The sequence below is a fragment of the Acidovorax sp. GW821-FHT10A04 genome (genome assembly GCF_059415825.1).
Genome location: NZ_JBWKNZ010000006.1, coordinates 78514 through 95517, shown reverse-complemented (window position 1 = coordinate 95517; position 17004 = coordinate 78514). Strand labels below are relative to the sequence as shown.

The 17004-nt window shown below is 70.0% G+C and carries 16 protein-coding genes; 7 read left to right on the top strand and 9 right to left on the bottom strand.

Annotated features, from left to right (window positions below):
- The first annotated feature begins 5 nt into the window (after positions 1 to 5).
- The 4 genes from AC07PF_RS14515 to AC07PF_RS14500 all read left to right on the top strand — a co-directional run bounded on the left by AC07PF_RS14515 (position 6) and on the right by AC07PF_RS14500 (position 3014).
- The gene (locus tag AC07PF_RS14515; RefSeq protein WP_494612351.1) at positions 6 to 413 is read left to right on the top strand and encodes a hypothetical protein; all 408 of its coding nucleotides are present in this window, start codon (positions 6 to 8) and stop codon (positions 411 to 413) included.
- A gap of 398 nt (positions 414 to 811) precedes the next feature.
- Complete coding sequence (locus AC07PF_RS14510) at positions 812 to 2026, top strand: GAF domain-containing sensor histidine kinase (RefSeq protein ID WP_494612350.1); 1215 nt, start codon at positions 812 to 814, stop codon at positions 2024 to 2026.
- A 93-nt stretch (positions 2027 to 2119) separates the two neighbouring features.
- Complete coding sequence (locus AC07PF_RS14505) at positions 2120 to 2539, top strand: hypothetical protein (RefSeq protein WP_007861571.1); 420 nt, start codon at positions 2120 to 2122, stop codon at positions 2537 to 2539.
- A 4-nt stretch (positions 2540 to 2543) separates the two neighbouring features.
- On the top strand, positions 2544 to 3014 hold the full coding sequence (locus AC07PF_RS14500; protein WP_145696262.1) for a hypothetical protein: 471 nt from the start codon (positions 2544 to 2546) through the stop codon (positions 3012 to 3014).
- Here AC07PF_RS14500 and AC07PF_RS14495 read toward each other — a convergent pair.
- Genes AC07PF_RS14495 through AC07PF_RS14485 form a run of 3 tightly spaced genes read right to left on the bottom strand, consistent with a single transcriptional unit; the run spans position 2995 to position 8171 of the window.
- Complete coding sequence (locus tag AC07PF_RS14495) at positions 2995 to 5784, bottom strand: DUF6493 family protein (protein WP_494612349.1); 2790 nt, start codon at positions 5782 to 5784, stop codon at positions 2995 to 2997. The two genes, AC07PF_RS14500 and AC07PF_RS14495, sit on opposite strands and share 20 nt — an antisense overlap.
- 9 nt (positions 5785 to 5793) lie before the next feature.
- On the bottom strand, positions 5794 to 7155 hold the full coding sequence (locus AC07PF_RS14490) for an SWIM zinc finger family protein (protein WP_494612348.1): 1362 nt from the start codon (positions 7153 to 7155) through the stop codon (positions 5794 to 5796).
- A 17-nt stretch (positions 7156 to 7172) separates the two neighbouring features.
- The gene (locus tag AC07PF_RS14485) at positions 7173 to 8171 is read right to left on the bottom strand and encodes a serine hydrolase domain-containing protein (RefSeq protein WP_494612347.1); all 999 of its coding nucleotides are present in this window, start codon (positions 8169 to 8171) and stop codon (positions 7173 to 7175) included.
- A 239-nt stretch (positions 8172 to 8410) separates the two neighbouring features.
- On the opposite strand from AC07PF_RS14485, the gene AC07PF_RS14480 reads away from it, so the two are divergent.
- The 3 genes from AC07PF_RS14480 to AC07PF_RS14470 all read left to right on the top strand — a co-directional run bounded on the left by AC07PF_RS14480 (position 8411) and on the right by AC07PF_RS14470 (position 9795).
- On the top strand, positions 8411 to 8839 hold the full coding sequence (locus AC07PF_RS14480; protein WP_007861566.1) for a hypothetical protein: 429 nt from the start codon (positions 8411 to 8413) through the stop codon (positions 8837 to 8839).
- Positions 8840 to 8905: 66 nt separating this feature from the next.
- A complete protein-coding gene (locus AC07PF_RS14475; RefSeq protein WP_007861565.1) occupies positions 8906 to 9073 on the top strand; it encodes a LiaI-LiaF-like domain-containing protein in 168 nt (55 codons plus the stop codon).
- Positions 9074 to 9156: 83 nt separating this feature from the next.
- Entirely contained in the window at positions 9157 to 9795 is a 639-nt protein-coding gene (locus AC07PF_RS14470; protein ID WP_494612346.1) for a hypothetical protein, read from the top strand.
- Between the two features lie 31 nt (positions 9796 to 9826).
- On the opposite strand, the gene AC07PF_RS14465 is transcribed toward AC07PF_RS14470, so the two are convergent.
- The 6 genes from AC07PF_RS14465 to AC07PF_RS14440 all read right to left on the bottom strand — a co-directional run bounded on the left by AC07PF_RS14465 (position 9827) and on the right by AC07PF_RS14440 (position 16935).
- Positions 9827 to 10249, bottom strand: coding sequence for a group III truncated hemoglobin (locus tag AC07PF_RS14465; protein WP_145696267.1), 423 nt, complete (start codon positions 10247 to 10249; stop codon positions 9827 to 9829).
- A gap of 17 nt (positions 10250 to 10266) precedes the next feature.
- Positions 10267 to 11043, bottom strand: a complete 777-nt coding sequence (gene ytfE / locus AC07PF_RS14460) for an iron-sulfur cluster repair protein YtfE (RefSeq protein ID WP_494612345.1) — start codon at positions 11041 to 11043, stop codon at positions 10267 to 10269.
- 159 nt (positions 11044 to 11202) lie between these two features.
- A complete protein-coding gene (locus AC07PF_RS14455) occupies positions 11203 to 12567 on the bottom strand; it encodes a DUF3526 domain-containing protein (protein WP_494612344.1) in 1365 nt (454 codons plus the stop codon).
- Positions 12564 to 13991 (bottom strand): ABC transporter permease, encoded by a 1428-nt coding sequence (locus AC07PF_RS14450; RefSeq protein ID WP_494612343.1) that lies wholly within the window; start codon positions 13989 to 13991, stop codon positions 12564 to 12566. Before AC07PF_RS14450 ends, AC07PF_RS14455 begins: the two co-directional genes overlap by 4 nt.
- On the bottom strand, positions 13988 to 14755 hold the full coding sequence (locus tag AC07PF_RS14445; protein ID WP_494612342.1) for an ABC transporter ATP-binding protein: 768 nt from the start codon (positions 14753 to 14755) through the stop codon (positions 13988 to 13990). The genes AC07PF_RS14450 and AC07PF_RS14445 overlap by 4 nt, the downstream gene beginning before the upstream one ends.
- An 11-nt stretch (positions 14756 to 14766) precedes the next feature.
- The gene (locus tag AC07PF_RS14440; protein ID WP_494612341.1) at positions 14767 to 16935 is read right to left on the bottom strand and encodes a TonB-dependent siderophore receptor; all 2169 of its coding nucleotides are present in this window, start codon (positions 16933 to 16935) and stop codon (positions 14767 to 14769) included.
- Positions 16936 to 17004: the final 69 nt, after the last annotated feature.

Sequence of the window (17004 nt, the reverse complement as noted above, 5' to 3'; positions counted from 1 at the left end):
TCGCCATGGCCACCGTGTCCACCACGGCGCCGGCCATGGCCGAGCGCCTGTGCCATAGTGGTGGGCACAACCCCACTCCGCAGAGCCATCCCATGCACCTGCAGCAATGCCTCGTCAAAGCCACCCTGCTGGCCAGCCGGGGGGGGCTGGACGAGGCCATCGACACCGTGCGGCAGGGGTTGGGGCCTGTCCCCCCAGGCGGGTCGCAGGACGGGGTGCGTGACCGGCTCCAGCGCCTGGAGCTCGAGGTGCTGCTGGCGGACCTGCTGGGCGCCAGCGGCCGCACCGAAGAGTCCGCCGCGGTCGCCAGGCAGGCCCGGGACCAACTGCTGGCCAGCGGCCTGGATGCGGACCTCACGCACCCGCTGCTGGAGCTGGCCAATGGCATTCTCGACGGCCGCTCCTCCGCATAGAACTTCCAGGCGCAGATCACTGGCCGCGCCGATGCGCGCCACGCAGCAGTGAAAAAAAGGCGGGCTCGCGCCAGCCAGCTTCCCTGGCGCGGCTGGATGCCCGTGATCCCCGAGCAAAGCGGGGTCTGCAAGAGGTCGCTCACGATCTTCCAGCGCTTCGCGCCGGGGATGTCCATTAGCCACGGGGACGAGAGGTTCGTGTCCGTGCAGCACCGTTTCCTGCGCCACGGCAAGTGGGTCGCCAAGGGCGCAGTGGTGTCCAGGGCCGCTGTGGTGCATTGAGGCCCTGGCGGCAGCGCCGGGGCCGGGGTGCGAGGGCCGGGCCATGTCCCAGGACACAGCGGCCTTTTGGCACGCGTGCTGTAATGGCTGCCTCGTATCCCTTGCCCAGGCCCCGTGTGGACGACAGCCCCGCCTCCATAGCCCGCGACATTGCCGCCGTCTCCCGCATCAGCGCCGTGCCGTCGCTGCTGCGCATCGTCTGCGACAACACCGGCATGCGCTTTGCCGCCGTGGCGCGGGTGACCGACGGCACCTGGACCGCCTGCGCGGTGGAAGACCAGATCAACTTCGGCCTGCTGCCCGGCGGCCAGCTCGACGTGCACACCACCCTGTGCAAGGAGTCGCGCGCCGCGCGCCAGCCCGTGGTGTTCGACCACGCCAGCACCGACCCGACCTACGCCACGCACCACACACCGCGGCTGTACAACATCGAGAGCTACATCTCCGTGCCCATCGTGCGGCCCAATGGGGATTACTTCGGCAACCTGTGCGCCATCGACCCCAGCCCCAACCAGCTGTCCAACCCCAAGACGGTGTCCATGTTCCAGAGCTTTGCCGAGCTGATCGGGCGCCAGCTCGATGTGGAGCAGCGCCAGGAGGCCACCGAGACCGCGCTGCTCGATGCGCAGGCCACGGCCGAGCTGCGCGACCAGTTCATCGCCGTGCTGGGGCATGACCTGCGCAACCCGCTGGCCTCGGTGGGGGCCATCGGCGAGATCCTGGCGCGCCGCGAGGACGACGCCGCCGTGGCTCGCTATGGCCAGCGGCTGCGCGCCACCACGCGGCGCATGTCGCACCTGATCGACGACGTGCTCGACTTCGCACGCGTGCGGCTGGGCGCCGGCATGGGGGTGCGCATCGAGGCAGTGCCCGACCTGCAGGCCGCGTTGCGCCAGGTGGTGGGCGAGTTGCGCGACGCGCACCCCGATTCGCAGATCGTGGAGCAGTACCGGCTGTCCGGGGTGGTGGAATGCGATGTGGGCCGCGTGCAGCAGTTGCTGTCCAACCTGCTCGGCAATGCACTCGCCTACGGTGGCAACGAACAGCCCGTGGGCGTGGATGTCTCGCTCGACCAGGGCTGGCTCAGCATCGCCGTCGCCAATGGCGGCGAGCCCATCGCGGCCGCCAACCTCGACCGGATCTTCGAGCCCTTCTGGCGCCCGGTGGAGAGTGCGCCCGGGGGCGGCCTGGGCCTGGGCCTGCACATCTGCGCGCAGATTGTGCGTGCGCATGGCGGCACGCTGCAGGTGCGCTCTGCGCGCGCAAGCGGCACCTGCTTCACGGCACGCCTGCCGGCCACCCAGGGGCCTGCTGCAAGCACGGCGGCATAAGCCCGTGCCCCGGCGCGGGCGATGGTGCCATGCGCGGGCCGGGCGGGTACCATCGCGCAACCAACCTCCTCCCTGCACCCAAGGAAGCCATTCGTGCACCGATTCAGTTTCAAAGCCATCCTTGCCGGCGTCGTGTTGATGCTGCTGCTCCTGCCCGCCATTGCCTATGGCCTGTGGTACCTGGCCTCGTGGTGGTTCCAGGCCCAGGGGGCGGGCGATGCGCAGATGGCCCAGATGGTGACCGAGTTCCTGGACGGCAACCTGGGCACGCTGGCGCTGCTGCTGGTGGGCGGGGCCATGTGCATACCGGGCGGCTATGTCACGGCGCGGCTGGCACCGGCGCACCCCTATGCCAACAACCTGGTGGTGGCGCTTTTGCTCACCGCCATCTCCATCGGCCTGGCCATCGGCACGGGCTCGGGCTGGGACTGGTGGTTCGACCTGGCCAATGCCTTCTTCACCGTGGCGGGCTGCTGGTTCGGGGGCTGGCTGGTGGCGCGGCGCAGCCGCTGAACGCATGCCCCAGCGCGAAGCCCTGGTGATAGCCCCCGACGACGGGGCCTTGGTGCTGCAGCCCTCGGGCCGATCCTGGCACCAGGGGCTGGCCAAGGCGCAGGCCGAGGCGCGGATGGCGGAGTTCTTCAAGGGCACGCACGACCATGGCAATGGCTACGCGTGGTCATCGTTCAGCGGTTTCGATTTCGGCGGCATGCCGTGCTGGTTGTCGGTGGGCTTCCACGAGGGCCTGCTGAACATGGTGCTCATGGGCGTGGGCCTGCCCGGCGCCCAGGAGGAGGACGGCTGGCCCACGCAGAAGGCCATCGACAACGAAATCGCCTTCATGCGCCGCGCGCTGCACCAGCAACTGGGCCGCAATTTCGGCAACCATTCGGTGTCCTTTCCCTGGGGTGAGGCCTGGAGCCGTTTCGACCCCAAGGGCTTCATGGCCAGCGCGGGCCTGAGCTACGCTAGCGGCCCAGCAGCTTGAGCTGGGCCGCCTTGCCCTTGCCGCCCAGCTTCATGGCGGCCAGGGCGGCCGTGGTGCTGGCCGGCAGGGCCAGGCCCTGCGCCAGGTGCAGCTCGAGCAGCAGCTCCAGCAGGGGCGCCTGGTCCTTGCGCCAGGTGGTCATGGGCTCTTCCAGCATCGCGCAGAGCAGGGTGAATACGGCCACCGGCATGGCCGCATGCGCCTGGGCCGCGGCGGCCAGGCTCTTGGCATAGCGCGGGCCCTTGACCAGGGGTGTGGCCCACAGGCTTGCCAGCGTGCGCCCCAGGGCATGGACATCGAGCCGCCCGTCCTGCACGCCCTGCACCAGCGCATCCACGGCCAGAGCCGCCTGCCCGGGCTCCTTGCCGGCCAGGGCCACGGCCAGCAGCAGCACGGCCATGGGTGTGAGCGGGGTGGTGGGCTCCAGCAGCAGGTCGAGGTAGGCGCGGTTCTGCCACTGTGCCTCGTCCCAATCCACATTGTTGCCCATGGTGCGTGCGGCCTCGGCAAACAGCGGCTCCAGGCCCGAGGGCAGCAGGCTGGCGGCAAAGCGGATGTGGGCCGCCTCGTGCTCGGTGCTCCAGCGCGTATCGGCCAGGTGCTTGGCGCACAGGGCCAGGGCGGTGTGGTGGGGCTGCGCGTGCTCCTGCGGCTGCAGCGCGGGTTGGTGTCTGAGGTACAGGTGGTGGAAGGTGTACCCGTACTCGGTGCTGCGGCTCAGGACATGCCAGCCCAGGCGAGGGTGCAGTGGGCCGTCCGGGCCCAGGTCGCCATAGGCAGCGAGCGTGGGGGCATCGTCCGCGTGGGGTGAGCGCACGCGTGCGGCGGCGAGGAACAGAGGGCGTGCTGCAGCGTCCGCCGGCACCTTGACCGTGCCATCGCCCAGTGCGTAGCGCAGGGCCTGTACCAGCGGGGTGGAGGCTGTGATGCCCTGCGCCTCTGCGAGCGCGGTGCGCGCCGCCGCCTCGTCCATGGGGGCCGGCACCAGCCGCATCAGCGCCAGAACCTGTTCGGACAGGGGGGCCATGACCCCGGCGCGCAGTTGTGCCTGGATGCGCTGCACCAGTTGCCGCGGATCGATGAAGCCACCCCGGTGCGTGGGCGTGGACAGAGGCGTGAGGCCCTGGCCTGCGAGCGCCTGGGCGATGAGGCCCTGCACGCGCGGACCGATGAAGTGCTCCGCGCGGGTGGGTGCATCGCCAGGCACCCGCATCACGTCCTCGGCCGTGCCCTCGCCATCCACCGCAGCGGCCATCACGCGGGCCAGCGCGAAGGGCAGGGGTTTGGCAGGCCACTCCAGCTTGCGGGTGCGCTTTTGCAGCGCCAGGAAGGCCGCCTTGTCCGCGGCGGTGATGGGCGCCAGCCGCACCAGGGCCCCTGCAACGCGCTCCCATTCGTCCACGTCGGCCGGGTTCTCCAGCGCATAGGCCATGCGCTCGACCACGTCGGCGACCCACTCCAGCGGGGCCAGCGCGCGGCTGGCATCCAGTGGCGAGATCCTGCGTGGTGCCTGTGCGGGCCCGGGGGTGGCCGCAGCCATGGCCGTCGGCGCTGCATCGGCCTCGCCCACCAGCGCGGCCAGCGCCGGCCGGTTGACGGCCGAGACGAAGGACAGGTAGCCGCGTGCCAGCTCTCGGCCCGCATCGTCCAGGCCCCATTTCGCGAGGAAGGCGATGGCCTTCTTGTGCACATCGGCCGCGGTGTGGCCCAGGGCCAGCGCCGCAATGCCGCTGGCATGGCGGGCCAGGGCCGCATCGTTCTTTGCCACCTGGCCCAGCAACTCCAGCGCCGCCAGCACCTGGCCCTTGGCGGTGGCCGACACCAGCGGCGTGGCGGCCTCGCAAACGGCCTGAGCATCCACCCGCCCGGCCTGGTACAGCGCGGTCGCGGCCTGCAGCGCCATGCCCGCCGTGGGAGCGATGCGGCTGTGGCACAGGGCCAGGTAGCGGTCGGCCTCGGGTGCCATCTCGTCCACCGTGGGAGCCAGCTGTTCATGGAAGCGCGAGAACCAGCCCGACTTGAACTGCGGCCAGTCGCAGGCCAGCGCACCCAGGGTCCTGTCCAGCAGCTGGGCGCGGGTGTAGACGCCGCGCTCGCACAGCGCGAGGAAGGCATGGTTCCAGGTCAGCTCGGGGTCGTGGCAGTACTTCTCGCGCGCGGCAAAGCTGCCGTCGGAACTGCCTTCGCGCTCGAACAGCCGGAGCAGCCAGGGCGCCACACCGGGGTCGGCATCGACATGCTTGAGCACCACGTTGGATTCGCTGCGCAGGTCGCCGAAGAACAGGGCGTCGATGTAGTCGTCGGTCCCGGGGCGCTCCACCAGCCCGGCCACGATGGCGCGGTGGATGACGTGGGGGTAGTGCCATCGGTTGTCGCCGCGCAGCTGCCGGTCGATGGGTTCGCTCGACAGCGGCGGTGTAAACCGCGCCTTGTACGCCGCGATGTCCTGGATGCCGATGTGCTGCCAGTAGTCGCTGGGTGGCAGTTCGGCGTTGCACATGAAGCGGGCCAGCTCGGTGGCGCGGAACAGGCGGTTGGCGCGGGCCTTGCTGGTGTGGCCATCCACGGTGAGGGGGCTGTCGGGGGCGGCGCGCAGCAGTTGCCAGCGGCGCATGATCAGGCGCTCGGCCGTGCGGCGCATGACCTTGCGCTCGGCCTCGTCGGCCGCATCGATGCAGTCCATCACGGCGTCGAGATCGCCTGCGAGGATGTGGCGTTCGAGTGGGGAATCGCCGGTGGCCGTGGTGTCTTCGTGGTCGTGGTCGTGCATGGGAGCAGGTCAATTCGAGAGGGTCGCAGCCTGTGCGGTGCATGCCGCCAGCACATGCTTGCACGGGCCGCGTTCGCCCTGGTGCCTGGCGAACCAGGGGCAGGTGCAGCGCAGCTCGCCGTCCACCTCGCGCACGCGGTAGCTTGCGTCGCCGCTGTGCACCTCGGCATCGAGCGGGCTGACGCTGGCCAGACGCACTGCGCCGGCCTGCAGCAGCGCGCGGGCATCGGCCAGGCGCGGGTTCATGTCGTCGAGCTGGGCCAGGTCCAGCGGCAGCACGCGGTGGAAGTAGGCGCCGTGCACCAGGTCGTAGCCCACCAGGCCCGAGGCACCGAGCAGCTGCAGCGCCCGCTCCACATCGGCGCTGGGCCACTGCAGCGTGGCGGCGAGGGCATCGCCGCGCAGCGTGTCCTGCCAATGCAGCTGGGCGCGCACGGCGCTGGCGGGGCGGGCCTCGTCGGCCTGGACGAGGGCGTGCAGGGCCTGGCCCTCGCCCGAGAAGCCGCGCCACACCTCGGCGCTGAGCACCAGGGTCAGGCGCATGGCGCCGAAGTCCAGGCACCAGGCGCTGGCCTGCTGCTGGGCATCGGCAAACAGCGTGAGGCTGCGCGCCTTGGGTAGCAGGGTTTCGAGCACGCGCAGCCGGCTGCTGTCGGTAAAGCGCACGCCGCTGCCATCGTTTTGCGCCGTGGTGCGCAGGCCCTGGGGGCCGGCCACCACCCACAGCGGGGTCTTGCTGGTCGATGCGCGGGGCAGGCCGCGCACGAAGCGCAGGGCCGGGATGGCATCGACCTCGAAGACCTTGCGCATGGCCGCCTGGTAGCTCTGCACGGCCACCATGCTGCGCAGCCAGCGCAGGGGCAGCTCCACCTTCTTTTCCACCACATGCGTGCCGGCGGTGTGCAGGGTGAAGGCCGCGGCTCCTACCGACAGGGCCAGCCCGTCGGCATCGCGCACCTGGGCCAGCGCGGCGCGCATGCTTGCGTTGAAGTCGATGTTGGTCGTGCCCTTGCCGACGATGTCACCGGCATAGGCGGCCGGCTCCATGTCCACGCGGATGTAGGTGCTGCAGCAGGCCGAGAAGCCCTCGAGCCGCAGCATGCCGCTGCCGGCCGTGACCACCGGGTCGGCCAGCGCAATGGCCTTGGCCACGCTGTTGGCCGGCGTGAAGAAGCGCGAGCCCACCAGCAGGTGCACCGCACTCAGCAATTGCGCGGCCAGCTGCGGCTGGTGCAGCCGGCCCTCGAAGAAATGCGGGTGCGCCACTTCGCCGGGCGACGAGGTGGCCAGCCGCAGGTGCGGTGCGGCGCCGGCCCCCAGGTCCACGGACGAGGGTTCGGCATATCGGTAGGTGTGGGCGAACTGGAGCATGGGCGGCTGATTCTGGCTCACTTGCCCAGGCGGGCATCGAGGATGAGCTTCAGCAACTCCCCGAACTGTTCGTCGCTCACGTAGTTACTGGGGTCTTCGGTGTCCACGCGATGCACCACCACCAGGTCATAGGCCGGTACCCCGACCACCAGGTGCGCGCCAAAGCCCTGGGCCGAGAAGGTGCCGGCAGGCACGCGGATGGACGGCAGGTGGCGCCCGTCCACCTCCACCCACCACATGTAGCCATAGCCCCCGTCCACTCCTCTATCGGAGTAGGACTGCATGCTTTGCTGGATCCATGCTGCCGGAATCAGCTGCTTGCCGCCCCATTGCCCGCCGCGCAGGTACAGGAGTCCGAAGCGCGCCAGATCGCGGGCCGACATGTGCATGGGGTAGGCGGCGTTTACAGACTCCTTGCCCGTGAAGTACGCACCGTCCTGCGCGCGCCAGTCCTGCATCTGCAGCGGCTGGGCCAGGCGCGTGGCAAAGGCGGTGTAGAAGCTGGTTTTGGCCTGCGCTTCGTAGATGGTGTTCAGCGCATTGAAGTCCCAGTTGTTGTAGTACCAGAAGGTCCCTGGCGCATGGCTGCCGCGCGCCGGCCGGGCTGCCGCCATGGCGGCGGACTCGTACAGGGTGGGGTGGTAGATGCCCGAGCGCGACTTGAGCAGGTCGGCCACGGTGGCGCGCTTTTCGGCATCGGTGAGCGCGGGGGCGTTGTCGTCGATGCCCAGCTCGCCCAGGGTAGCGCCGAGCTTGATCTTGCCTTCCTCCACCGCCATGCCCACCAGGCCGTTCAGGATGCTTTTGCGTATCGAATGGATGTTGAAGCGGTACTGCGTAGGCCCCCATTCGTCGAGCACCTTGCCATTGACCACCAGCATGACCGCCGCCGTGTCGAGACCTTTCGAGTGCTCGCGCGCCAGCGCCAGCTTCGGGGTCGACCAGCCCACCGCCTCGGGCGAGGCAATGCGCTCCCACTCGGCGCCGGGCACCGGGGCCACATCCGGGGCGGCCATCGCCTGGCCCGCCACAAGCAGGGCGATGCCCGCAACCCACCGCCACGGTGCACGGATGATTCTTGCCATTGCCTGCATCGGATGCCTTCCTCCCGGTGGAACAGGGTGCCCCATCGGGTCCCTGGTGCTGCCGATACTATCCACTCCGAAGCCCTTTTCGGGCACGTTGTGTGCTTGCCATGCCTGCGGCGCCTGCGCGCAGTACATTACGCGGGCCAACAACCCTGAAAGCGTCTACGGTGAACCGAATCAACCCCAAGGCCCTCATCGTGGGCACCTCGCTCCTGCTGGCACTGTCCATCCTGGCCGGTGTGGTGCTGGTATCCCTGCAGGGCGTGCTGCTGGCCATGGAGGGGCAGAGCGAAGAGCAGATCATCCAGGCCCTGGCCGAGCTGGCCGAGGACGACGGCTACCTGGTCTGGAGCATGGTGCTCGGTGCCCTGGTGAGTGTGCTGGGGGGCCATATTGCGGCCCGCATCGCGGTCGCCTATCCCTATTTCAACGGCCTGGCCGTGGGTGTGCTGGGCACGCTGGTGGGCCTGGCTTTCTGGAGCGAGCTGCCGCTGTGGTTCAACCTCGCGGGCATCTTCGTCACGCCGGCCTGCTGTGTGCTGGGCGCACACTTGGCGGTGCTGCGTGCGGGCGCGTCTGCCGGGCGCATGGGCTGAGCCGCCCCCATAATCCATGACAGAGGCCGTCCGCATCGGTCCGCAACCATCTTGGAGGAAGTGCACATGAAGGGCAACGTCGCTGCCATCGTTCTGGTCGTACTGGGGGTGTTCTTTCTGCTCACCAACCTGGGGCTCATCAGCATCAGCCTCAAGGAATTGCTGGTGACCTGGTGGCCGCTGGCGCTGATCGCCATCGGCGTGGCACTGTTCTTCACGCCCAAGGAAAAATAGCAGGCAGGACAGCTTCCCGCAAGCCCGCCGCTTTGCCGGGCGGCGCCTTCCGCTACGATCGCCGCTCCAACAAGGGAGAGGTCATGGGCAAGAAGGTTGTGGCGCTGGCGATGGCATGGACGCTGGCTGTGGCCGCAGGTGGGGTGTTTGCTTCCGACAGGCAGGTCGAAGCGGTCAGTGGGCTGGTCAAGGGGGCCAGCAGCCGCACGGCTGCGGGCGTCGAGCAGTTGGCGCAATTCCAGGGCGTTGCCGATCAGGGGCTGTTCAAGGCGGCGGACGATGCCGCCCTGGTCCTGGATGACACCCGCGCCGCAGTGCAGCGCATCGACGCCTCGGCCAGGCCCGCAGTGGCAAGCGCTGCGCTGGCCTACCTGAAAGCCGCGCAGGGCCTGGTCAAGGGCCTGCAGGATGCCCGCCGCAAGGCCGCGCTGGCCGATGTCCTGGACCGCGAGGGCGCCCAGGCGGTCGTCGACCTGAAGGAGGCCAGGGAAAGCGACCGGCCGCCGATTCTGGAGCGCATGGAAAAGCTCTTCGGGCAGAGCGACGAGGCCGAGGCCGCGATGAAGGCCTCGGTGGGCCGCGCCAGCGAGGCCCTGGCCGAACTGGAGCTGCGCCGCTCCCTGCTGGCGGCCCAGCTGGGCTCTGCCGATGCACTGCTGCCGGAGAAGACCCTGGCCGCCGTCAAGCGCGGCCTGCAGGCGGTGCAGCCGCAACCCGAGTAGGCCACCGCCGCCAGCGCCCCGCCCAGGCGGTTCACCGCTGCGCCGCGGCCTCGCTCTCCCTCTCGGCGAAGGCCGGCTCGGCACCGAAATACCCGCGAAACAGATTGCGCGCAATGCCATGCGCCGCCACCTGCAGCTCCTGCGCAAAATCAGGCGCGAACAGGCGGTTGGTGTGCTGCTGCCACAGTCCCACCCAGGCCGCGAAGTGCGCGGGCGTGACGCCCGGCAGCGCCATGTGCTTGCCGAACACGTCGCCCCCCTTGAAGCGCCGCTGCCCCAGCGCCACCGTGCACCAGAAGTCCACCAGCCGCGCCAGGTGCGCGTCCCAGCGGCCGTGCAGCGCGGTCTCGAACACGGGGCCCAGCAAGGGGTGGGCGCGCACATCGGCGTAAAAGCTGTGCACCAGCTCGGCCATGCTTTCGGCGCTGGGTTCCAGATGGGTTGGCTCGGTCATGGCAGCGTTCTTCCCGTTCAATGGCAGCCGCAGCGCGGGCTGGCGCAGTCCGACGCGCCCGCGTCCAGGCCATGGGCGGCACCTGCAGGGGCCTCGAACGGCGGGAACAGCACGTTGTTCTCCAGGTGGATGTGGCTGATCAGGTCGTCGCAGAACTGCGCGATGCCCGCATAGAGCGCGCGCCAGGTGGTGCAGGCATCCTCTGGCGGGGCGGTGTCGTGGGTCAGCGCGTTCAGCCGCTCCAGGGCCGCGCCATGGTCGGCGTGCTCGGCGCGCATCACGCCGATGGGCATGCCCACGAAGGGGTTGCCGCCCTGGCGCAGCATGGGGAACAGCACGGCCTCCTCCTTGCCCATGTGGTCCAGCAGCTCTGCATGCGTTTCCTCCAGTGCATCGGCCAGGCCCGTGGGCACGGCCGGGTGGCTGCGGTGCACGGCCTCCACGCGCCGCGCCATGCGCACCAGCTCGGGCAATTGCGCGCGGTGCACCTCGTGGTAGCGCGCGACGATCAGGTCGATGAGCGCGCTTGCGCTGGCACCCACCTGGGGCAGGGCATCGCCGCGCTGCAACTGCGCCAGCTCGGCGACCACGGCCCCGGCATCCAGCCCCTTGTCGGCCGCGGCCTGGGCCAGGCTTACCTGGCCGCCGCAGCAGAAGTCGAGCTTGAGCCGCCGGAAGACCGCCGTGGCACCGGGCAGCTGCACCGCGATCTGCCCGATCTGCTGCTGCGCATGCAGGGCAAAGGGCGCGCCTGGGTGGATCGAGGCAGGAGAGGCGAGGTCACGGGCGTTCATGGCAGTCCTTTAAAGATGCATTTGATATGTTTATTTTAATGGGTATTTCACATGCATCTTTATTTTGACCCTGGCGCCGGTGGTCTCTTTGACCTGGAACAAGCGAACACCGGGCCACCAGGTCCGGTGCTCGCCAGGGTCTACTGGTGAGCTGGGGGCTCAGTCGGCAGGGGCCAGCCGCCGCAGGGCGCGGGCGGCCATGCCCGCCATGCACAGGCCCCAGGCCAGGCATGCCAGCAAGGGCAGCACCGGCCACGGTGCTCCGGGCGCCGGTGCGGAGAAGCGGGGCCTCTTGGCAAAGTCCTCGGGCCCGAAGGGGCGCTCGTTGAAGACATAGGGGTAGTAGAACTCGCGCACCTCCCGGTGGAAGGCCTCGATGCGCTCCTGGTAGCGCAACTGGGCCGGCAGGTCGGTCTGCGCCAGCGCATGCAGGGTGGTCTGGACGGCCACGCCCGGCAGCAGCCAGCCCAGGCGCCCGGTCCAGTCCTGGCGGCGCGCCAGGCCAGCGCGGTAGGCGTCGACGGCGGGGGCCACGCTCTCGTCGCCCAGCTGCTGGAAGGCGTAGTACCACTTCCAGTGGAACCGTTCGGGCAGGGGCGCCGTGTGCTTCCACTCGGGGTGGGTCTCGAAGAACCTCTGCAGGGTGGCATCGCGCGGCTGGTCCCAGGCGCCGTGCACGTTCTGGCGCTGTGCCAGCATGAGGTCCACGCCCTGGTCCACAGGGATGGCGCGCGCGATCGCCATCTGCGCCAGGGCGGGCAGCACCAGGGTGAGCACGACCCAGCAGCCCATCAGGGCCGTGGCATGGGCGGTGGAGCCCCAGGGCCGGGTGGCCACCAGCACGCATACCGCGCACCAGAAGGCGGCGTAGGCGACGACCGCGGCCAGCGCCCCGGCGAGCACCGGCACACCGACGGGCAGCACGGCGGCGGCCAGCAGCAGCGGCAGGGACATGCTGGCGATGGCCAGCGCCGTGCGCAGGCCGGCGCGGCGCAGCCACAGCCGCGTGCCCGCGCCCGGCATGGCCAGCAGCATGCGCAGCCGGCCCGCCTGGCGCTCGCCCGACACCAGGTCGTGCAGCAGGGCGATGATGAACAGCGGCGCCAGGTAGACCAGCACGAAGGCGAAGTCGAAGCGTCCGGCCAGGGCCAGTTCGGGGTTGAAGGTTTCGCCCTCGTAGAGCTGGGCCTGCAGCCCCAGGGCGCGCACGCGCAGCACATAGGGTGCCACGTCGCGCAGGCCCAGGGCCAGGAAGGCGGCGTCCGAAGGGGGGTCCTGCGTGTCGTAGAAGGTGTAGTAGGCCGCATAGCCGGCGTCGCCACCCCGGGCGAAGCGCCTGGCAACGGCCTGCACGTCCTGCTCGTGCACGGGCGCCAGCCGCGCGATATGGGCCTGCTGGCGAGCCACTTCGCGTGCCCCCGACCACAGGGACACGGCGGACAGCAGGCACAGCAGGACAAGGGCCGACAGGCACAGGCGCGAGCGGCCCACCAGGCGCCATTCATGGGCGATCCAGCGCATCATCGCGTGCTCCTCCCGAGGTGCTGTGCGCCCCAGGCCAGCAGCGCCGACAGCGCGGCCAGCCAGGCCAGCAGCACGGCGGCGGCCGGCAGCACGGAGCGCAGCAGCGCCAAGGGCGTGGCGGGCTCGTACTGGAAGTGCGCCACATCGTGCCAGTGCGATCGGTCCACGCGGTTCTGCCGGGTGGGGTTGCGGTCGTCGGCATAGGCGATCTTCTCGGCCTGCAGGCGGTTGAGCGACTGGATCAGCGTGTAGCGGTAGTGCTCCCCCTGCTCCAGAAAGCGGCGGTAGCTTGCCAGGTCGGTGCCGGCCAGGGCCATCGACAGGCGCCGCAGGGCCAGCAGCGGGCTGACCATGCCGATGCGGTCCATGAAACCGCTTTGCCGGCCCTGCTGGTCGAACGAGTCCGCGGCGTAGCGATTGAAGAGCTCGCTGGTCATGCGCTCGCCCTCGATGCCGAGCAGGCCCTTGTAGTTGACGGGCAGGTCCTCCACCCGGGAGACGCCGTACTGCGCCAGCACCTGCTTGCGGAAGTCCGCGAAGTACGGGTCGTCGGGGTTGTGGCTGTCGCCCAGGGCGGCCAGGTCGCGGGCCACGGCGATGTCGCTCTCCATGCGGGTGGGCAGCGCATGGGCCAAGGTGGCGCCGTCGGCGGCCAGGCGCGGCACCAGGATGATGGCCACCGTCCATACCGCCAGCAGGCACAGCAGCGCATCGCGCCGCCGCTTGAACAGGGCGGAGAGTCCGACCACCAGAATCGCCCAGAGCAGCAGCCACAGCGCATAGCCTGCCAGCATGGCAGTGGCCCGCACCGGTTGCGTGGCCGCGCCCATGAACGCCAGGGCCAGTGCCGCGGGCAGCAGCATCAGCAGGGCCGTGCCGGCCAGCGCCAGCACCTTGCCCCGCAGGACCTGGCCTGGCCGCACCCCTTGCGCCAGCAGCACCCGCAAGGTGCCCGATTCGCGCTCACGCGCCAGTGCCGCATGGCCCAGGAACACCAGCAGCAGCGGCGCCAGAACCTGCAGCACGAAAGCCGGGTGGAGCTGCCCGAAGCGCAGCAGCAGCGACGATTGCCGCACGTCCCCGAAATTGGCGCTGTTCTGCCGGTGCCCTTCCAGGAACAGGGTGTGCCCGGTATAGGCGTCGATCCCGGCATCGAAGGCCGCCAGCGGGTTCAGCGGCCGGAACACGAAGTGCCCGTAGTGCACCATGCGGTGCGGGTGGCGATCGGGCTGGGCCTCGAACTCCTGGTTGGCCTGGGCCTGGTAACGCGTGCGCTGCGCATCGGCCGCGCGCCGCGACTCCCATGCGGTGGCCGATGCCACCAGGGTCAGCAGCAGGAGCAGGGCCAGGCCCAGCAGGGCGGTGCGGTCGCGCAGCAGCAGGCGCCATTCTTCGCGCGCAATCCGCCAGGCGGGGCGCGTCATGCCGCAGCCCCCTGGGCGGCGTAGCGCCGGTGCAGCGCGCGCACGTCGAAGCGCTCGCCACCGCCGCTGTCGGCGGCCACTTCCTCCACCAGCCGCCCGGCGTCAATGAAGCCCATGCGGTCCGCCACGTCCGCAGCACCCAGCAGGTCGTGCGTCACCATCAGGATCGCCACGCCTTGCGCACGCAGCAGCGCCAGTAGCCGGTTGAACTCAGCCGTGGCCTGCGGGTCCAGGCCCGAGGTGGGCTCGTCCAGCAGCAGGGCTGGCACCCTGCGCGCCAACGCCAGGGCAATGGCCACCTTCTGGCGCATGCCCTTGGAGAAGCCGGCCACGCGCCGGCCGTGGGCCGCCGGGTCCAGGCCTGCGGCCTGCAGCGCCTGGCCGATGGCCTGCGCATCCTCGGGCTGGCCCGCCAGGTCCAGCGGGTAGGCCAGGTTCTCGCGTGCGCTCAAGTGTTCATAAAGGGCCACGTTCTCGGGGATGTAGGCCAGTTGCCTGCGCGCGCCGTCCGGGTCGGCCACGGGGTCGATGCCCTGCACGCGCACGCTGCCGGCGGTGGGCGCAAGAAAGCCCAGGAACAGGCTCAGCGTGGTCGTCTTGCCGGTGCCGTTGGAGCCGAGCAGGGCGTAGATCTGCCCGCGGTGCACCTGCAGGTCGAGGTGTTGCACGATGGTGCGGGCGCCATAGCCCGCGGTGACGCCGCTGGCGTGCAGTACGGCAGCCGGTGTTGCCGGCGCCTGTGGAGGGGTGGGGTGGGGTTGCATGGCTGGCATGGTCAGAAGCGGGCCTGCAGGCCCACGGTGAGGGTGCGCGCCGTACCGGGCGCCACCCAGACGCGGCTGTAGGAGCTGGTGTAGTAGGTCGTGTCGAACAGGTTGTCCACGTCCAGCGTCAGCCGCAGCGTGGGCGACAGGCGCCAGTACGCCACCAGCTTGGCCGTGGTGTAGGCCGGCAGGTCGAAGGCCGGCGTGGCGGCGTTGGCCTCGGCCTGGGTGCGCGCCTGGCCCAGGCGCTTGCCCACGTGGGTCACGCCGCCACCGATGCCGTAGCGCTGGCCGTTGCCCAGCATGTCCTCGTACACCGCCAGCACGCTGCCGTTGACCCTGGGCACGTTGAGCAGGCGCCCGCCGACCTCCAGGGTGTTGTCCTTGGTGACTTCCACATCGTTGAGCACCATGCTCGCGTTCAGGCGCCAGTGGGTGGTGACCTGGCCCGCGAAGTCGAACTCGACCCCGCGGCTGCGGATCTCGCCAGCCGCTGCGGAGAAACCGCTGTTGCCCGGGTCGGCCGTGAGCACGTTGCGCTTGCGGATGTCGAACAGGGCCGCCGTGGCCCCCATGCGCTGGTCCGCGCTCTCCCACTTGGTGCCCAGCTCCAGGGCACGGCCCGTCTCCGGATTGAAGCTGTTGGTGGCGAAGTCGGTGCCGACGTTCGGGCGGAAGGAGCGGCCCGCATTGGCATACACCGTCCACTGCGCCGATGGCAGCCAGCTCAGCCCCAGGCGCGGAGACGTGGAGGACGGATCCTGGCTGGCCGTGGTGCCCGCCCTGCGGTTCAGCAACGACTGGCGGTAGTTGTCCATGCGCAGGCCTGCGACCAGGCGCCAGTCGGGCGCGAGCTTGATCGCATCCTGCACGTAGAAGGCGGTGTTGCGCTGCTGCTCGCGCGTGTCGGTATTGGCCAGCGGCGTGGGCTGGGCCTGGCCGTAGACCGGGTTGTCAATGTGGATGGCATAGGGGGCGGCTGCCGTAGGGTTGGCGCGCAGCATCAACGAATCCATGCCGAAGCGAAAGCTCTCCACGCCCAGCAGCAGTTCGTGTTCCATGGCGCCAGCCCGGAGCTTGCCCTGCAGCTCGGCCTGCAGCGCCGTGTCGTCGGACGAGAAGTCCCGGTAGCGGCGCTGGCGCGTCAGGTTGCCATTGGCCTGCAGTGCCGTGGCTTCCGTAGAGAAGCCGGTGACCGAGGTTTCGCGGTACGACAGGCCCAGCCGGCTGCGCCAATCGCTGCTCCACTCGTGTGACAGGATGAACTGGTGCGTCTGGTTCTCCACCGTCACCTTGCCGTCGGCCGGCTCGCCCAGGAAGCGGCTGCGCGGGATGGTGCCCAGCCGGTTGTTGACTGCCACCACCCCGCGGTCCAGCGGCGTGGCGTGGCGCAGCACCTCGCCGGCATATTCGAGCACCGTGTCGCGCCCGAGTTTCCAGGTGAAGGCCGGCGCGACCACTTCGCGCCGCGCCGTTACGTGGTCGCGAAAGCTGTCGCGGCCCTCCACCGCCACGTTCAGCCGGTAGGCGATGTTATCGCCGATGGGCCCCGTGCTGTCGAAGGCGCCGCGCTGGAGTCCATGGCTGCCCACATAGCCTTCCACCGAATGCGCGGGCTTCCACAGTGGGCGTTTGGAGACGATGTTGAGCGTGCCGCCGGGTTCGCTGCTGCCATACAGTGCGGCCGCCGTGCCCTTGAGGAACTCGATGCGCTCCACCCCTGCCAGGTCGCGCGGTGCGTTGAAGCCCCGGTTGGACGAGAAGCCGTTGAGCAGCGTGGCCATGCCGGTGTTCTCGTTGCCCGGCAGGCCGCGCACGGCGATGTTGTCCCACAGCCCGCCGAAGTTGTTCTGGCGCGAGACACCGCCCACGTAGTCGAGCACCTCGTCGAGCCTGGTGGCGCCCAGGTCGTCGATGGCCTGGCGCGTGACGATGCGCACGGATTGCGGCAGCTCGCGCAGCGGCAGCTCGGTCTTGGCGCCGGCGGCCTCTTCCGACTGGTAGGCACCCGACTCGGTGCGGCCGACCACATCGATGGTGGACAGCTGGGGCGGGGCATCCTGGGCCATGGCGTGGCCGGTGCACAGCGCCGCGGCGGCCAGGGCCAGGGGAAGGCGCTGCCAGAAGTGCTCAGGCCTTGCCGGGGCGGGCGTAGGCAGGGGGTGGGATGGAAGGGACATGGTGGTGAACAGGGATCGGCAGGCAATGCGGGACGCGCACGCGCCAGCCAGCCGGGCGGCGCGCGCAAG

Bases quoted from the DNA above. Each gene is read 5' to 3' on its own strand.
- AC07PF_RS14515 (WP_494612351.1), top strand. From the start codon at position 6: ATGGCCACCGTGTCCACCACGGCGCCGGCCATGGCCGAGCGCCTGTGC.
- AC07PF_RS14500 (WP_145696262.1), top strand. From the start codon at position 2,544: ATGCCCCAGCGCGAAGCCCTGGTGATAGCCCCCGACGACGGGGCCTTG.
- AC07PF_RS14495 (WP_494612349.1), bottom strand. From the start codon at position 5,784: ATGCACGACCACGACCACGAAGACACCACGGCCACCGGCGATTCCCCA.
- AC07PF_RS14490 (WP_494612348.1), bottom strand. From the start codon at position 7,155: ATGCTCCAGTTCGCCCACACCTACCGATATGCCGAACCCTCGTCCGTG.
- AC07PF_RS14485 (WP_494612347.1), bottom strand. From the start codon at position 8,171: ATGGCCGCCCCGGATGTGGCCCCGGTGCCCGGCGCCGAGTGGGAGCGC.
- AC07PF_RS14475 (WP_007861565.1), top strand. From the start codon at position 8,906: ATGAAGGGCAACGTCGCTGCCATCGTTCTGGTCGTACTGGGGGTGTTC.
- AC07PF_RS14470 (WP_494612346.1), top strand. From the start codon at position 9,157: ATGGGCAAGAAGGTTGTGGCGCTGGCGATGGCATGGACGCTGGCTGTG.
- AC07PF_RS14465 (WP_145696267.1), bottom strand. From the start codon at position 10,249: ATGACCGAGCCAACCCATCTGGAACCCAGCGCCGAAAGCATGGCCGAG.
- ytfE (WP_494612345.1), bottom strand. From the start codon at position 11,043: ATGAACGCCCGTGACCTCGCCTCTCCTGCCTCGATCCACCCAGGCGCG.
- AC07PF_RS14455 (WP_494612344.1), bottom strand. From the start codon at position 12,567: ATGATGCGCTGGATCGCCCATGAATGGCGCCTGGTGGGCCGCTCGCGC.
- AC07PF_RS14450 (WP_494612343.1), bottom strand. From the start codon at position 13,991: ATGACGCGCCCCGCCTGGCGGATTGCGCGCGAAGAATGGCGCCTGCTG.
- AC07PF_RS14445 (WP_494612342.1), bottom strand. From the start codon at position 14,755: ATGCAACCCCACCCCACCCCTCCACAGGCGCCGGCAACACCGGCTGCC.
- AC07PF_RS14440 (WP_494612341.1), bottom strand. From the start codon at position 16,935: ATGTCCCTTCCATCCCACCCCCTGCCTACGCCCGCCCCGGCAAGGCCT.